Raw genomic sequence first — 15065 nt, 5'->3', positions numbered from 1 at the left:
CGACTTTCTCAAAAACGCATTCAGTTAACCCACTAACCGGCGAACATTCCCGTTGAACCGGCTCTTCCAGTGGCTATCGTTCAAGCTGGAGATCCCGACGCCACCAGTATCTGAACTTGGTGAATCGTGCAGGAAGACCTTGTTGCCCATGTAAATGGCGACGTGACAATTAGCCCCTTCGGACTTGTCGTTGAAGAAGAAAATGTCGCCACGTTTCATGTCCTTGGCCTTAATTTTCCGGCCCATGTGAATCAGCGTGTAAGTCGTGCAGCTGGATGCAGGTCCTAAGCGCACGCCTGACTTGGCGTAGATCCAGTGGATGAAGGACGAGCAGTCAAACCGCCGTGCCGCGATGCTGGAGCTCGTCCGGCCGCCACCCCAGAGGTACTTGGATTGCCCGACCAATGCGGAACCCGTCTTGATGGCCTTTTCAACCTTCTTGATGTTTCCCTTGAGAGCCTTTTGATCCATGGTCATGTACTTGGCCCGGATCCAGTAATTCTTGTCGCCGACGTTGATGCGGTAGTACCCGGACTTCGATGGCGTGGTGTTCAATTCCACCCGCTTGTCCACGTGGTACCAATGACCGACGAGTTGCTTGGTACTGGTACTCCCTATCACCTTGGCATCCTTCAACCCCTTAGGCTTGTTGTAGAGCAAAATGTGGCTCTTGTTAACCTTCATCGTGTAATTCATTTTGTTGGTATAACGGACCCACTTGTAAAAGGCATCCTGACGAATCCACCCTTGGTTTGTCTTGTAGAAAACGCCATGCCCGTTCTTAGCAATCCGGGTAACCTTGAAGTTGTGTTCGTAGTCGTATTTAGCCGACGCCGAACGCTTCATCCCCGTCTTATAAAGATTCTTGTAGAAGCTGTACTTGGTGTGATACAGCGTCTTGGTCTTCTTATAAGCCTTGTTATAAACGACTTTGTCCGCACTACTGCTAGCTTGGGCAGTGACTGGTTGGGCCGCAAATCCCGTAACCATTAAGCCGAGCGCGAAGAAGCCGCTCAATATGTACTTAACTTTGTGCACTGTGAATCCCTCCTGATTGGTTAACTATTTAGTTATGAAACCATGAATACAGGATAATCCTACTAAATTTCGCGGTTCGGGGGTAATGTGGTTTACCTTGCAGAATGCGGTCGTTCCTTCACGGACTTAGGTGGTGGGAATGGCTATGTACTTCCGCTAAGACTGAGATAGCGTTGTACGTACAGGTTTTCAAGTCGTAACGCTTACTGGCGGTCATCTAGTGTCTGCTTACCTTAAAAATAGCCGCTGACAGCTTTGTCAGCGACTATAGGGAGTTCGAATTTTTACGCGGGAAATGACGAAATTGATAGCAGCTGGCCTAGCTGCCTGTCTTCGCACCCAGTGCCAACCGCTTTTTCCCGTAGACTCAGTTTGAACATGAGCGAATCGTTTCCGTATGTACGACTATTGGTGTACACTGATTTCAAGAGGTGAGACTAATGAAACCAAATGCAATCGAAAATGACCGGGTAAACACCCGTATTCGCCACGATATCAAGCTAAAGGCTCAGGCTAACATTGAAAAATCCGGCTTGACACTATCTGAGTACATGCGTATCATCCTGACCCAAGCAGCTGAAAATGGTCTACCAGATGATTTCGCCTTACCCAATCATCAAGTGATCGAATCAATCGGACAATTTGCGGATTCTCTGGAAGGTGGTACCCCTTTAGAAGGTGGTACCGTCGATGAATTTGAACGCGCACTAAACTCATGACCCACAAAGTGTACTTTACCGCAAACTTTAAACGACAATACAAAAAGGTTCGTAAAAGTTCCCGATGGCAACCAATCTTTGAAGGTAACTTACCATTTGATGGGAAAAATCGCTCAGCGTGGCGTTACATCCTTGATTCATTTGAAGAACGCAATCCGCTACCTGAATACTTCTACGTGCATCCTCTTCACGTCCCTAAAAGCCTGATTCAGCGACTAAAACGGGATTTTGGTCTAAATAATCATGCAACAATAAAGGTACTAGAATTGCATTTAGATGGCCACAATGGTAATCATTTGCTCGTATACTATGACGATGAACGAATAACGGTATTCCTGGGTATCGGAACGCATAGCGATTTATTTGAGTAATTTATTTCAAAGCACGCTTACTAATCCTGAAAACGGTTAGCAAGTGTGTTTTCATGGCTTTTCACTCTGTATCACCACTGTTATCAACTAAGTCATCACAAATAATCCTTACACGAATCGAAATTTTGTGGTACGCTAGCATCTCGTGGGAAATTTAAACGAGGAGCAACACAATGCCTAAAAATTTCAAAGAAGAATTACTTTTCACTGCTGTGATGGCGGGCCTGATGGTCTTGGTCATGGCTGGTTACAACATCGCTTTAGCCGACGGGTTCTCCAACCACTTCATTCGTGAAGTCTTGGTTGGCTACCCACTGGCCCTCATCGTCGCCGCTATTTGCGACTTGGGGATCATCGGCCCCGGCGTTAAATACATCTTCTTCCACTTCATTATTAATGATTACATGAAGAAGAAACAAATTCGGATTGCCCTCACCATTTCCGTGATGATGGTGGCCGGGATGGTCACGCTGATGTCGCTGTTTGGCATGGTGGTCACCCAAAACTTTGGCGGCAACGTCTTCCTCACTTACCTGCACACCTGGATTTTCAACCTGTTCATGGCCTTGCCACTACAGCTGTTGATCGTTGGGCCCATCGCCCGCGCCATCCTGGGTGCCGTGCAGAAGCGGACTGCCCCAGCCGAAACTTTAGAAACGAAATCAATCGAAGATTAATCAACTAAACGTCGCCGCTACCACCAAGTAGTCGGGGACGTTTTTTATTTTTCAGTGGTCCCACGCCAACGAAAAAATAACCAGCCCCAATCGCCGTAAATGGCGGTTGGAGCTGGTTTTAGTTTACTTAGAAACTTTGCGAAATGCTGTTTGGCTAATGGTGACAGCTGCCTTTTTGGCAGGGTTAGATTACCCAATAAAAATTGACAGTCAACCTGCCCTAGTAAAAGATATCTGGTCTATCCCCGCAAAAAATCTCAGATGGTCTATTTACAATTATATTTATACGATAAACTTGTTGATGTGTGCCTGTTTTAGGACTATTATCTATTCAAGCTGGTAGAACCAACCAACTTAAATTCGTCGGTGACCTCTGAATGCATTCAGGAGCAATTGCCTAAAACGATTGAAGGTGCTGCCCATGTTTCACGCCATTTTTCCCTTTTGGCCGGCCATAATCGCAATGGTCGTTGGCCTATCGCTCAGACATCTTATCCTCAAACGATCCCACCACAATAAATTACTGAGGAAATTTTTAACCAGTAGTTGGCCACAGTTTATTATTATTTTTATCCTGTCCGTTTTAGCCATCCTGCTAAATTTCAAACACATCACACCAGCAATCGTTTTTTGGTTCATTGTCTTTAATTTAGGATTTGACGCGTTAACTTTTTGGTTAGACATGCCAACGAAAAAATAATCAGCCTGGGTCGTATGAAGGCGATCGGGCTGATTTTATTTTTTTCACAACTCCCTGTCAAATCAACGACGGCCGGTATATCGCCAATTTTCCATCCCGACTCACCGCTCTGCCCGGTGCACATCGCCGGTAATATCATCCGCTCCAAAATCATGTTGCCGGTACGCCTGGTCGTCCACGGGCAGGTGCTGCTCCAGCGTGGCAAAGGGCTGAACGCTCACTTCACCGTCGACACTTTCAAAGTCGAGCAAGTGGCCGCCAAACGAGTGATCATCCGCTAGAAAGTGGTCGTGGAATCCGGCAACCGCGATGCCGTCATAGAGTTCCGGTGCGTAGTAGCCAATCAGCGTCCCGGTGACTTCACCGCGTGAGAACACCCGTTGCTGCTGGGCGGCCTGCGCCAACGTTTGGTACGGCGGTTCCGACTTGGCGACGGCCCGGGTGCGAATGGCCGTGAACAGACCGGTCACCTTGACGGAGAAGAAGGCGTTGTCCAGCTGAGCCAGCGCGCGAATCTGCTGGTTGAGGTCGGCCTGACTGGCGCCCAGCACCGTCATCAACGGCTGGTAGTCGGCGTAGTGGACGTTGGCAAAGGGCAGGGTAAAGTCCCCGGGAACCTCGCAAACGTCGCCATGGGCATTGACCTGGTACGGGTGACCGTCAAGAATAATCAGCTCCCCGTCGAGCCCTTCCCCGGTACCGATGCCGGTGTCCCCGTGCCGCAATAGTTCGGTCATCGTCAGCGTGCCGGCCAATAATCCGGGCACCAGCAACGCCAGCGTTCCGTGTTGGTAGAGTGTCGCTGTCTTTTTCATTTGGAAGCTTCCTTTCGTTGTGCTTTGCCTCTACGATACCGCGTGGGGCGGGGATTGCAAGGAATTGGGTAGTCAAAAATGACCAGCCATCCGTATACAACTGATCATTTATCCTGCTAAATTTTATGTCTAACGATAGCGGATCGGGGGTCTTTAAACTATTGAGTAGTCTCCACAAATTTCAAAGACAACGAAACGTCAACCGCCCAGTTTCATCCCCCACCCGCAGCTTTAACTCTCCGACACGACCAGCCGTGGCCAGGTCTTCTGCCACTGCTTCGCCGCCATGCGCTGACGAAAGAGGGCCAGGTGTTGGGCGTCCTGCTGGTAAAAGGGAATCGGTCGACAGCGAAAATGAACCAGGTCGGCCACACCATGGGGTGCAATCAGCCGAACCGTCTCTCCGTCCTCGTCCAGGTAGGCGCCAATGCAGGTGGGCACCTCGATGAAGTGGCCAATGGCGTCGGCCACGGACGTGAACTCGGGCGCGTCTGGGAAATTGTAGTGGGCCATATAGACCTCATTTTTCACTTGCCACTGGTACTGTGGCGCCAGCTCGGTCAGGTGTGCGTAAATCTTCAGGTCATCACTGGCCGGCCGCTCGGGGTCGAAGAATACCACGTCAATGTCGCTGAGGAGTGCCACCGGCTGCCCGCTCAGCACCTGCCAAACCGTATTGCGAATACTACCGGCCGCCAGCGCTCCCTGCTTGAGGTGGCAGTCGCGGATGAGTTCCAGGATGTGCATCAGCTCAGGGTTGGCGGTGATGATGGCTTGGACTTGGGATTCGGGTGTCATGTTTTAGGGCCTCCTATAGCTGTTTAACGTATAGCCAAAGAAAAAATACAGCGTAGTTTTTCTTAGCTATGACAAAATTAGCAACACAATCTGGATATACAAAATTTCATTAAGCCGATACATAGTCATTCTTAGCCGTTGCATAGGCGTCGATAACTTCTTCATTCGTAATTTTTTCACGTTTGCTGAGAATATCTGAAACTGCCTCACTCACTAAAATGTTTCTTGCAAAGTTCCGCGAATCATTAGCAGCAAACATATCCTTTAACCACGAACCAAGCTTCTTGTTCTGGAAGGTCATTTTTAAAATCTCTTGGAATTCTTCGTGAGTAAGTCCGGACACCATGACCACATCTAAGAATTCTTCTTTAAACACTTGATACATTTCTTTGGCATCATCTTCGACAAAAATATCCAAAACCTTTTTGGTAAAGTATCCAGCGACTGGTGCCGTAATTATTCCCGCCGGACCGGAAACAAGACCAACTGCTATAGAAACGCTACCCAAAACAGATCCTTTAAATAATTGTTTCGTTGAGATTCGTCCCCGAAGAGCATCAACAGTTAAAGGTCCAAAGGTTATCGCCACGGTTATAATATTACCGGCGTACTTTCCAATATCTTCAGCCCCCTGTTTCAGGCCTATGCTTTTAGCCAATCCGGAGCTTACCAATTTTTGACCGATTTTAGACTTTGCGGCTTGACTAGAAAACAAAATAGCCCCCGCTGACATGACGCCCGCAGAGATTGCCGAACCCCCAGCAATTTTTGCAGCATCTTTCTTTTCAGCTCCCTGCCATCTTGCAGAAGCATAAGTCATTATAAATGTAATTCCAATCGTTGGTAATGATTGTTCCACGGCATTTAAGGAATCTACCGTGAGGGATTCAATGGTTCCTGCCTTCACGATTCTAGCATAGCGGTCCCCCTCGAAAAGGCCACACTTGACTAACTTTGAGGCATCGTTGGGATCTGTATGTCCTTCAACATTTCCCTTTTCAATTTGTTTTCTCATGTACTCAATAGAGCTACGGTACTGGTCTTTTGGAACCTCCGTAGGCATTTCTCCATATTGATATTTCCCCATTTTTTGCGTATTTCCATCTTTGAATGCCAACTTAATGCTGTCAGCACTATTTTTCCCGGCATATTGGCCATTACTATCTAGCCTAATAGACGTTTTGACTTGTACCTTTTTGCCAAAGCTTAGCCGGTCTGGTCCGTGCTTAGCATTGTCCTGACCTCGTAATCCACTATTCGTTAAAAAACCACCATCTAACACTGAATTAGCATATTCTGCCGCGACACCATGACCTTGGCGTCCATTTACCATTTGATTGATTTGAATGTTATGTAAATTTCTGGCCGAAGTACCCCCTGCTTGCGCACGAGAACCTGTATTAATAGCGCTAGCATCAGCACTGGCGTTCAGATTTTTCTCAGCTACATGACTATACTCATCAAACATAGCCTTGCGATTATCGTCCCCATCCTGTTCGTCAGCCTCAAGGTTAGCCAAATCATTATCTAAACTCTGATTGAACTTTTCATCAATCAATCCGGTATATAAGTCACGTGTAAATCCCGCCTTTATTAGTCTATCCGTATTGGCAACTAACAGGCCGTAATTGAGAAGTGGATACTCCTCTAACTTTATTTTTGCTTCTTTTAACCCTGAGCAAATCGTTATAGTCTGCTTTTCTTCATCATAGGTAACAAACCACATACCAGAAAATAAAAGTTCAACACTGTCGACAACGAATCGGGACTCTTTATCTTTGGTATCCTTCGAGAGAACTTGTGTCGCAATCCCAATACCACGGTTAGTCACAACAATTCCATATTCACGTAATTCCGAATCAATTGAACTCCGAATTGGATAGTATCCGTATACGATATCTCCGTTCCCGAATATATTCTCAAACGAAGACGCAAAGTACTCAGCCCGACCAAAAGGAACCTCATCTCCTGAAAAAGGCAACGCTCTTCCAAGCCCCTCCATTCTTTCAGCAATGCCATCATAAGTATAATTGCTTTCAGAATTTTGCTTGATCCAGGCGTTAAATCGCCTTTCCATTCTTTTCGATTTAACAGTTTCACTATTCGAATAGATTAGAATTCCAATAGTAGCAACTAAAATCAAAATGATTATAGGATGATTCCCAAACATACCAAATACGAGCAATGCTACCGGCACTCCGATAATCCACTTCCAGTATTTCTTTCCTACAGTTGCAGCAATCACAACGATTGCAATTATTATGATTAATTCCATTCTTGTCACTTCCTCGAATTCATCTGTCTCTAGCTCAAAGAGTCGTCTCCCTTGCAAGCTATACTCTTTAATTATATTACTGCCAAGCGAGCTATTCTAGCATTAAAAAAATTGTTTACTCAATATAAGTTTCGTAATTTTATGCCCCCTCACTTCTCCCGCCCCAACTGAATCATCTGCCGCACCCAACGCTGAGAATAGTCATATTTCCGCGTCAGATCAGCGATGTTGTGGCCATTGTATTCAATCCGGATTTGCTCCGCCACCTTGTCCCGGGCGTAGAGGCGCATGGGAAACGACACCTGCTGACCGCGATACAGCTGAAAAATCTTCTCCGTCAGGTCTTCACCCACTAATTCCACCAGCTGAGCATACGTATCCTGTAATAAATCGACTTGCATTTTCATTTAAAATTCCTCCTTCACTGATTTCTACACTCCACAGAGTAGCAAACGTTCAATGCTAGCTAAAATGGCGTTGGCCGTACACCCCACCGGCAAGTTGCCAGGCACTACGCCTGAGGTCTTGCCAAGATTCGGCGAATGCTGCGACTGGCGTAATTGTGCTTTCGCGCTAGCGCCACCACGCTCATCCCCCTTTGATATTCTTCCCGAATGACCACGGCCTCTTTTTGCTGGTCCCACAAGCGCTTGGGAAAACTGATCTGTGAACCACCAAAGTAGGCGCACAACTTTTTCGTGGCACCGGGCCCGATAACTCTGGCCAACTCCCGATACTGCTCGTGCCAGTTCTGCATTTCATCCATGTCGATTCCTCCATTGCTAACTGAATGACTTGAGTTTACAATGACAACTAGACAAAATATGTCCACCTACAAAAAAAGGAGGCCGCCAAATGAATGCCGCCTACCGTCAACTTATTATTTTTCAATTACTACTAACGCATCACCTGGTACAGAAATCAGAAATGGCCGAACGCTTTCACGTCAGTCCCCGCATGATTCAACGGGACTTCAGTCAGATTCGCCAGTTCATCACGGACCAGCGCTTATTTTATCAACTAACCTATCACCGTCAATCCGGCGGCTACCAGCTTGAAACCACCCAAGCCACCGTCTCCAAGCAAGCCATCCTCTTGCTCATCAAGATTGTGTTGGCCAGCCGGTCGTTGACCACGGTTGAAATGACCCAAACTATTGATGGCCTGCTCCAACTCATCCCCGCCACTGACCAGGCTGAGATTCAACCCATCATCAAAAATGAACGTTTTTACTACCAGCCCGTCCATCACGGGCAGCCGCTCCTGAACAGTGTCTGGGAACTCAGTCGCTTCATCAGCCAACGACAAACGCTGACCATCACCTATCAGCGCCAACACCGTGAAATTGTGACCCGCACGATTCTCCCCGAAGCCATTATCTTTTCGGAATACTACTTTTACGTGGTGGCCTACAACGCCAAGTACCAAAACAACCTCTTCTACCGTGTCGACCGGATTCGCCACATCCAGGTCACCAATCAGCAGCCCATCACGCGCACCCGAGCAGAACGGTTTGAGGATGGCGAAATGCGCCGGCTGGTCCACTACATGCAGCCGGGAAATAAAATGACGGTTCGCTTTAAATTCTGGGGCATCGTGGAGGCCGCCTTGGATCGCTTTCCTACGGCCAAAGTCATTGCCCGTTACCCTGACGAGGATGCCGCCTTGATTGAAGCCACCACCTTTGACCGTGGCGCCAAGATGTGGCTACTCAGCCAAGGCGCCATGGTTCAGGTCCAGTCGCCCAGCACCTTTGTCGCCGACGTCCGGAACGAGCTGGCACAGATGCAGGCCCGCTACTAACATTGGCTCCCGAACCAGTCAGCTACTCCAATGGATGCCCCTTCAGAACCACTACCGTTCAGTGTATCTGGTATGAACGGCCATCGCTAATGCTGTCGTCAAAAAAAGACGCTTGGGCACTTGTCCAAACGTCTTTTCCTATTGCTCTTCCCGGTGCTTCTGAATAATCTGGCGAATCCACCGCTGGGAGTATTCATACTTCTTGGTGAGCTCGGCGAGATTGTGGCCATCGTATTCCTCCACAATTTGTTCAGCCACCTTATCGCGGTTGTACAAGCGCATGGGAAATGAAATTTGCCGTCCCCGATACATTTCATATATTTTTTCGGTTAACTCTTCACCCACTAATTCATACAATTGGGCGTACGATTCTTGCAGTAAATCAACCCGCATTGCCATTGGCCATTCTCCTCGCTATAATGTTTTTTGCCTTTATAGCGTACCAAAGGTGTACGGCTCTTAAAACTGTATTCGGCCTTACACCCATAAGGTATTCTTCCCGTCTACTCCGCTGTTTTTTGTGAATTCCGTCTTGTATAATTCCTTTTCTTTTAAATGTCCCCTACATTTTCCATGCCATTTAGCGTATGCTTAAGACCGTTCAGTAGCGAAATAGCCGCCGAACGATACGATAAAAATAAGGAGCGACTTTACATATGCGAAAATGGCAACTAGGCCTCGTCACGGCCCTACTCTTACTACCCTTGGCGTTCAGCATCACCCCAGCTTCCGCCAAGACCACGACAACCACAACAGCAGCCAAGACGGCTAAAACGGTGAAGCAAACGACGCCGAAGAAACATTACCTCATCGTCATGGGCCACGGGGCCGGCGATCCTGGCGCCCGCGGTAACGGCACCACCGAAGCCCATTTTTTACGGCAATACATGTTGCCCCAGCTCCGCAAGTACGCCAAGGAAGTCACCCACAGCACGATCACCTTCTACAATCCCAAGCGCAACCTGGTCAGCGACACGCTCTACCATCACCAGGGCTCTTACAACATCAACAAGCACACGACCGTCATCATGTTCCACTTGGACGCGCCGGCCGGTCACGGGGGCCACGTCATCATCCACAAGAAGCACCCCACGGCCCGTGACAAACGCCTGGCCAAGGTCATCAAGAAATACGTTGGCCTGAACCGCGCTTACAACGGCTACAGCTTCCGAACCAACCTGCGGAACTGTAACGTGCTCCGCCGCCGGGGCATCGACTACAGCCTGGTCGAATCCGGTTTCATCACGAACAAGCGCGACGTGACCCACCTGAAGAAACACATGGCGAAGATTGCTAAGGCTGATATTGAAGCAATCACCAATGAACAGCTGAAATAAGCCCCGCCGTTGCCCACCAAACTGAATCTGAAACCCAAAACCAGACTCCCGTTCTTTCCACTAACTGGTGACGTGACAGCTGGCCTAACTATCACTAATTTTATAAAAACGGACCCGAGCCCTCACCCGCTCAGGTCCGTTTTGCCGGTCAGATTACAAATTTCATTTCTCAATCGTCCACCGTCGCCAAAAACTGGTAGACTAGATGAGCAAAGAGGATTCACACGAAACACAAGGGGGCGTGGCGGATGCCGTACATCTACTTAGGAACTGCCATTATTGGCGAATTGATTGGGACAAATCTACTCAAGGCGGCGGCCGGCTTCTCGCGATTCTGGCCGTCGGTTGGCGCGTTGGTGGCGTATGGCTTATGCTTTTTCTTCCTATCGTTGGCGATGAAATTCATCGACCTCAACGTGGCCTACGCTATCTGGGCGGGGGTCGGCATCGTGATCACCACGGCCCTCTCACTGGTCCTGTGGCACGAATCACTCAACCTGGCCAGCGTTCTGGGCATCGCCCTTGTCGTCATCGGCGTTGTGGTGCTCAACCTGTACGGACCCAGCCATTAAAGTAGTTTTACGATAAGAATATTTATAAGCGAAATCACTCGCAGTGGGCCACGGAAAAAGCGTATACTGGTGCCACGTTGTGCGTTCGTTCTGGCGGCACAGCGTGGTATCACATCACAGGCTTTCACTCAGGGTGACCGTCATTTTTTTCGTTTCCAGCGACGGGATTCCCTGAGTTTGACTGGTAACCCATACGAGAACTGGAGGCTTTACTATGACAGAAACGGTCGTCATTTTAGGCGCAGGATCAGGATTTGGCTTCGCGATTGCACAAGCTTTCGGGCAACAAGGGAAGCACGTGGTCCTGGCCGCTCGGCACGAGGACGCGCTACAGCGGATGACCACGCAACTCCGCGCCGCAGACATCAGTGCAGATTGGCTCGTCGCTGACGCCACCAATTCTCAATCGACCGCCGACCTCTTTCGGCAGGTCGTGCAACACTTTGGCATCCCCGAGACCTTCGTCTATAACGTGGCTAATACCACGTTGGACCAGCCCCGCGAGACGCCAACTGAGCGGATCGACCAGGCCTTTGACAGCAACGTCTTGGGGGCCATTCGCGCAACCCGCCAGTTCCTGGACCTCGCCGATACCACCGTCCCCCGCAACATCCTGATTACCGGGGGTGGCGCGGCGTTGCATCCCGTCCAGGCGACCACGACGCTCTCCCTGACCAAGGCGGCGCTGCGCAGCTACTGTTATTCACTGGCCGATAGTCTGGCAGACACAGCCGTTTACGTGGGTTTGATCACCGTGCAGGGCATCTCGGGCACCAGTGAAGCCATGCAGCCGGAAAATGTGGCTCAGGCGTACATCCAGGCCGTGACCGACCGCAACCAAACGGAAACCTTGTACCCGGCGGGCGAGCAAAAGACGTCCGAGTTCACGGCACTCAGAGCCGCCACCCGTGACCCCGCAAGCCTCCAAGCCTTCCTCAAGGAACATCCCGCGGCGAAAAGCTTCTTGGAGACCCATCCGGAGTTTTTGCAGGAGTAAGTTACGTTGGGTGAAGTGCACTGGTTGGTACGCTTGGCTGGCGGTCTATTGCGATTTTAGAGATTTCTATTAGTACAGAAAAAGGTGCGACATAGAAGCAATCCGGCGATTAGCTGGACACCTTCTATGTCGCACCTTTTATTATCCTAAATTCTCTAAATTTAACGATCAAGTTTAACATACTCAATGAGCTTCAAACAGTAACCACTAAAACAGCGTCATCACCGATTCACTTCAACTTCATACTTGAAGATTTCTTCCAGGCTAGGGTAATGTTGATTAAAGACTGGTAGGTAACCCTCGCTGGTGACTTTATTAAACAATAACTTTCCGTCAGACTCACTCTGAAGTCTTATGTGGATTGGACCGTTATTGTCTTGATTTAGTCTTTCAATGCCCGGCAGCGTTTTAAGTTTAGAAATATCAGAATAACCTTCTACTTCAACGCTTAGTCGCCCAAATTCTTTGTAAACGTCGTCAACGTACCCTTGTAAAACCGTTTCTCCATGACTTAGCATGATAATATAATCGGCTAATTTTTCGACATTAACCATATTATGCGTGGAAAATATGATCATTGTCCCTCTTGCTTTCGCTTCCAAAATTGCCTCAATCAGAAGGTCCGCATTAACTGGATCCAACCCTGAAAATGGTTCATCCAATATCAATAGCTTGGGACTAAACATCAAACACGCAATCAGCTGAATCTTTTGAGCATTGCCTTTAGATAAGGACTCAACCTTATCTGATGGCTTCCCAACAACATTCAGTTTCTCCATCCAATACATCAGTATTTTTTCTGCCTCTCGTTTCTTCATACCATGAAGAGCGGCAAAAAATATAAGTTGCTCTTTAATGGATTCTTTTTGGTATAACCCACGCTCTTCCGGCATATAGCCAATTTTCCTTCTGAACCGCCAATCCATTACCTGACTGTCCCAAAGAATCTGCCCTTTATCTGGTTGAAAAAAGTCTAAAATCATGTGGAAAGTTGTCGATTTTCCTGCCCCATTTTGACCAATTAAACTTACAATTTCGCCTTCTTTTACCTTGAAAGAAAGATTTTCAACCGCTGCAAACCGTTTAAATCTCTTTCGAACGCTATTCAATTCAAGCATAATCTTCCCTCCCACTGAATATTTTTCGACTATTCTTACCTGATCATCCTAATCGTGTTCTTCGGCAAATCCCTGTAAACACTCGTACAAGAGCATCTAACTTTGCTCATCATTTATATTTCTCCCTAGAATTCATTGAAAATGCCCTGAACATGGGACTTCCGATTTTCTTAGACAACATTCCCTCACGATACTGTTTGACACTTTTCCGAAAGATTGCAGTCGTAATGAGCAACTCCAATACTAGGTTCAGTAGAGCTTCCCAATACGTCACACTCTTTTCTGCTAATAGTGTCGGAAATAGTAATGATCCAATTGGTGGAACTACTAAAATCACGTTTATATACACCCTCATAGTAGAGATTCCTGACGAAAAATACACCGGACTATTAAAGAAAATTGCTACGACCGCCCCTGTGCCGATTAGTAGCATCACAGGAATGATAGCGGCTGGTATTTGGCTCTCATCATTGATGTAAGAGGCAAATTCAGTCGTCCAGATTAAGGAAATAAAAATCGCAACAATTGTATCCAAAACAACATATACTAAAAGCCAACTTGGCGTTTTTGCAAATAATTCTATCAAGAATCTACTACCTGTCGATTCTCCATAAATCTTGAAGAACAAAAGATATATCAGCATCTGCCCGCCTAGCAACAAGTATATGCTCATAATCTTACCGAACAACTGTTCTTTAGCGTCCACCATAACTATTAGTATTTCACCTAACTTGCTAGTTTTGTCAGTAGCCACGGAGCTGGCAATAATTGATACATAAGATAGGCACACCATAAATATGAAGCCTGGCAAAACATTTCCCCATAGTTTCTCTACTTCAAAACTTGAGAGACTATCGATATTAAAATCAGCACCTTCATATCTATCAAAAATTGATGTAAACAATAACGGCCAAATTATTATTGTCCAATAAGATATCGACGTCACCTGATTATAGGTTTCATGCCTTGCTATAACAATCATTTGAGCTATATTGGATTTCCCTCCATTTGAAATAATATCCCCTCCGATATCAGCTTATGAGTACTTACTGTATAATCTTAAAACAAACCACGAATAGACCAACCATAGCGCAAATTGGACAATCACTGACAAGAGAACCATTAGCATTGAATCAACGTGAATCAATACCCTATGAAACTCAAACAACTGTGATAAGACTGGCAACCCCCAAACCATCTTTTTGATCAGATTCCCCCACTGGGATTCCCCGCTCAGTTGTGCGTTGACAACACTACAAATTATGGTATATGCCGGAATCACTGAAATTGCTTGTGACAAATGGCTTTTATTCTTTACAAGCATACCAATATTTGCTGACAAAACTAGTATCCAGAGAGTGGCTTGCAACAATAGACAGGCACCAATAACACCAGTCACTGGTTCAAACGCTTTAAATGCGTCTCGCAACCAAGCGCTATATTCGTTTAGGATGAAAAAAAACAGAATATAGAGTGACATACTAAATATCATCAGCAATATCACTCCCAAGAATCTGCCAATTAATTGCGTACGCGGACCACTCATTGACCACAATAAGTCACTCACCTTTGACGAACGGTCCTTCTCTGATTCACTACCCATTATCGGTGAAAATACCAATCCAATCGTGATAACACTCACCGCTAGAATCACTTCAGCACCTTTAAAATCAACAACCATTCCTTTTGAATCACCATATAGCGGTTCCAGGAAGAAGACTGAAATCAGCACAATCACGGAAAAGGGCCAAATGATTCCCGACCAATACGAACTTTTCCTCACATCTCGAATAAAGGTAAATCTTGCCACTGCACCTATTTCTTTCATTAACATACTTATTGAAA

General features: G+C 47.1%; 16 protein-coding genes. 6 read left to right on the top strand and 10 right to left on the bottom strand.

Annotation, left to right across the window (positions count from 1 at the left end):
• Positions 1-24 precede the first annotated feature (24 nt).
• Positions 25-1038: a C40 family peptidase gene (locus EKM99_RS06210; protein WP_125581946.1), complete on the bottom strand. Its 1014-nt coding sequence runs from the start codon at positions 1036-1038 to the stop codon at positions 25-27.
• A gap of 440 nt (positions 1039-1478) precedes the next feature.
• On the opposite strand from EKM99_RS06210, the gene EKM99_RS06205 reads away from it, so the two are divergent.
• On the top strand, positions 1479-1757 hold the full coding sequence (locus tag EKM99_RS06205; protein ID WP_125581944.1) for a type II toxin-antitoxin system RelB/DinJ family antitoxin: 279 nt from the start codon (positions 1479-1481) through the stop codon (positions 1755-1757).
• 544 nt (positions 1758-2301) lie between these two features.
• The gene (locus EKM99_RS06195) at positions 2302-2805 is read left to right on the top strand and encodes a DUF2798 domain-containing protein (RefSeq protein ID WP_125581940.1); all 504 of its coding nucleotides are present in this window, start codon (positions 2302-2304) and stop codon (positions 2803-2805) included.
• An 801-nt stretch (positions 2806-3606) separates the two neighbouring features.
• Here the strand turns inward: EKM99_RS06195 and budA are convergent.
• From budA to EKM99_RS06170, 5 genes are all read right to left on the bottom strand, one after another.
• Positions 3607-4320, bottom strand: coding sequence for an acetolactate decarboxylase (budA, locus tag EKM99_RS06190; protein WP_125581938.1), 714 nt, complete (start codon positions 4318-4320; stop codon positions 3607-3609).
• 231 nt (positions 4321-4551) lie between these two features.
• The gene (locus tag EKM99_RS06185; RefSeq protein WP_125581936.1) at positions 4552-5118 is read right to left on the bottom strand and encodes a nucleotidyltransferase family protein; all 567 of its coding nucleotides are present in this window, start codon (positions 5116-5118) and stop codon (positions 4552-4554) included.
• 109 nt (positions 5119-5227) lie between these two features.
• Positions 5228-7393: a hypothetical protein gene (locus tag EKM99_RS06180; RefSeq protein ID WP_125581934.1), complete on the bottom strand. Its 2166-nt coding sequence runs from the start codon at positions 7391-7393 to the stop codon at positions 5228-5230.
• 149 nt (positions 7394-7542) lie between these two features.
• Complete coding sequence (locus tag EKM99_RS06175; RefSeq protein ID WP_125581932.1) at positions 7543-7800, bottom strand: Mor transcription activator family protein; 258 nt, start codon at positions 7798-7800, stop codon at positions 7543-7545.
• Between the two features lie 104 nt (positions 7801-7904).
• Complete coding sequence (locus EKM99_RS06170) at positions 7905-8159, bottom strand: Mor transcription activator family protein (protein ID WP_125581930.1); 255 nt, start codon at positions 8157-8159, stop codon at positions 7905-7907.
• An 89-nt stretch (positions 8160-8248) separates the two neighbouring features.
• On the opposite strand from EKM99_RS06170, the gene EKM99_RS06165 reads away from it, so the two are divergent.
• Positions 8249-9196 carry a helix-turn-helix transcriptional regulator gene (locus tag EKM99_RS06165; protein ID WP_125581928.1) on the top strand — a complete coding sequence of 316 codons (948 nt, stop codon included), beginning with the start codon at positions 8249-8251 and terminating at the stop codon, positions 9194-9196.
• Between the two features lie 138 nt (positions 9197-9334).
• On the opposite strand, the gene EKM99_RS06160 is transcribed toward EKM99_RS06165, so the two are convergent.
• On the bottom strand, positions 9335-9595 hold the full coding sequence (locus EKM99_RS06160; protein ID WP_125581926.1) for a Mor transcription activator family protein: 261 nt from the start codon (positions 9593-9595) through the stop codon (positions 9335-9337).
• Positions 9596-9852: 257 nt separating this feature from the next.
• On the opposite strand from EKM99_RS06160, the gene EKM99_RS06155 reads away from it, so the two are divergent.
• From EKM99_RS06155 to EKM99_RS06145, 3 genes are all read left to right on the top strand, one after another.
• Positions 9853-10533 (top strand): N-acetylmuramoyl-L-alanine amidase, encoded by a 681-nt coding sequence (locus tag EKM99_RS06155; RefSeq protein ID WP_125581924.1) that lies wholly within the window; start codon positions 9853-9855, stop codon positions 10531-10533.
• Positions 10534-10781: 248 nt separating this feature from the next.
• Positions 10782-11105: a DMT family transporter gene (locus EKM99_RS06150; protein WP_125581922.1), complete on the top strand. Its 324-nt coding sequence runs from the start codon at positions 10782-10784 to the stop codon at positions 11103-11105.
• 214 nt (positions 11106-11319) lie between these two features.
• Positions 11320-12102 carry an SDR family NAD(P)-dependent oxidoreductase gene (locus EKM99_RS06145; protein ID WP_125581920.1) on the top strand — a complete coding sequence of 261 codons (783 nt, stop codon included), beginning with the start codon at positions 11320-11322 and terminating at the stop codon, positions 12100-12102.
• 221 nt (positions 12103-12323) lie between these two features.
• Here EKM99_RS06145 and EKM99_RS06140 read toward each other — a convergent pair whose 3' ends face one another.
• From EKM99_RS06140 to EKM99_RS06130, 3 genes are all read right to left on the bottom strand, one after another.
• Positions 12324-13220 (bottom strand): ABC transporter ATP-binding protein, encoded by an 897-nt coding sequence (locus EKM99_RS06140; protein WP_125581918.1) that lies wholly within the window; start codon positions 13218-13220, stop codon positions 12324-12326.
• A 109-nt stretch (positions 13221-13329) separates the two neighbouring features.
• Entirely contained in the window at positions 13330-14202 is an 873-nt protein-coding gene (locus tag EKM99_RS06135; RefSeq protein ID WP_125581916.1) for an ABC transporter permease family protein, read from the bottom strand.
• Between the two features lie 54 nt (positions 14203-14256).
• On the bottom strand, positions 14257-15054 hold the full coding sequence (locus EKM99_RS06130) for a hypothetical protein (protein WP_125581914.1): 798 nt from the start codon (positions 15052-15054) through the stop codon (positions 14257-14259).
• Positions 15055-15065: the final 11 nt, after the last annotated feature.

Source organism: Levilactobacillus cerevisiae (genome assembly GCF_003946245.1).
Taxonomy (GTDB): Bacteria; Bacillota; Bacilli; order Lactobacillales; family Lactobacillaceae; genus Levilactobacillus; species Levilactobacillus cerevisiae.
Note: the sequence above shows the minus strand (reverse complement) of the source record. Positions and strands in the feature narration are given on the sequence as shown.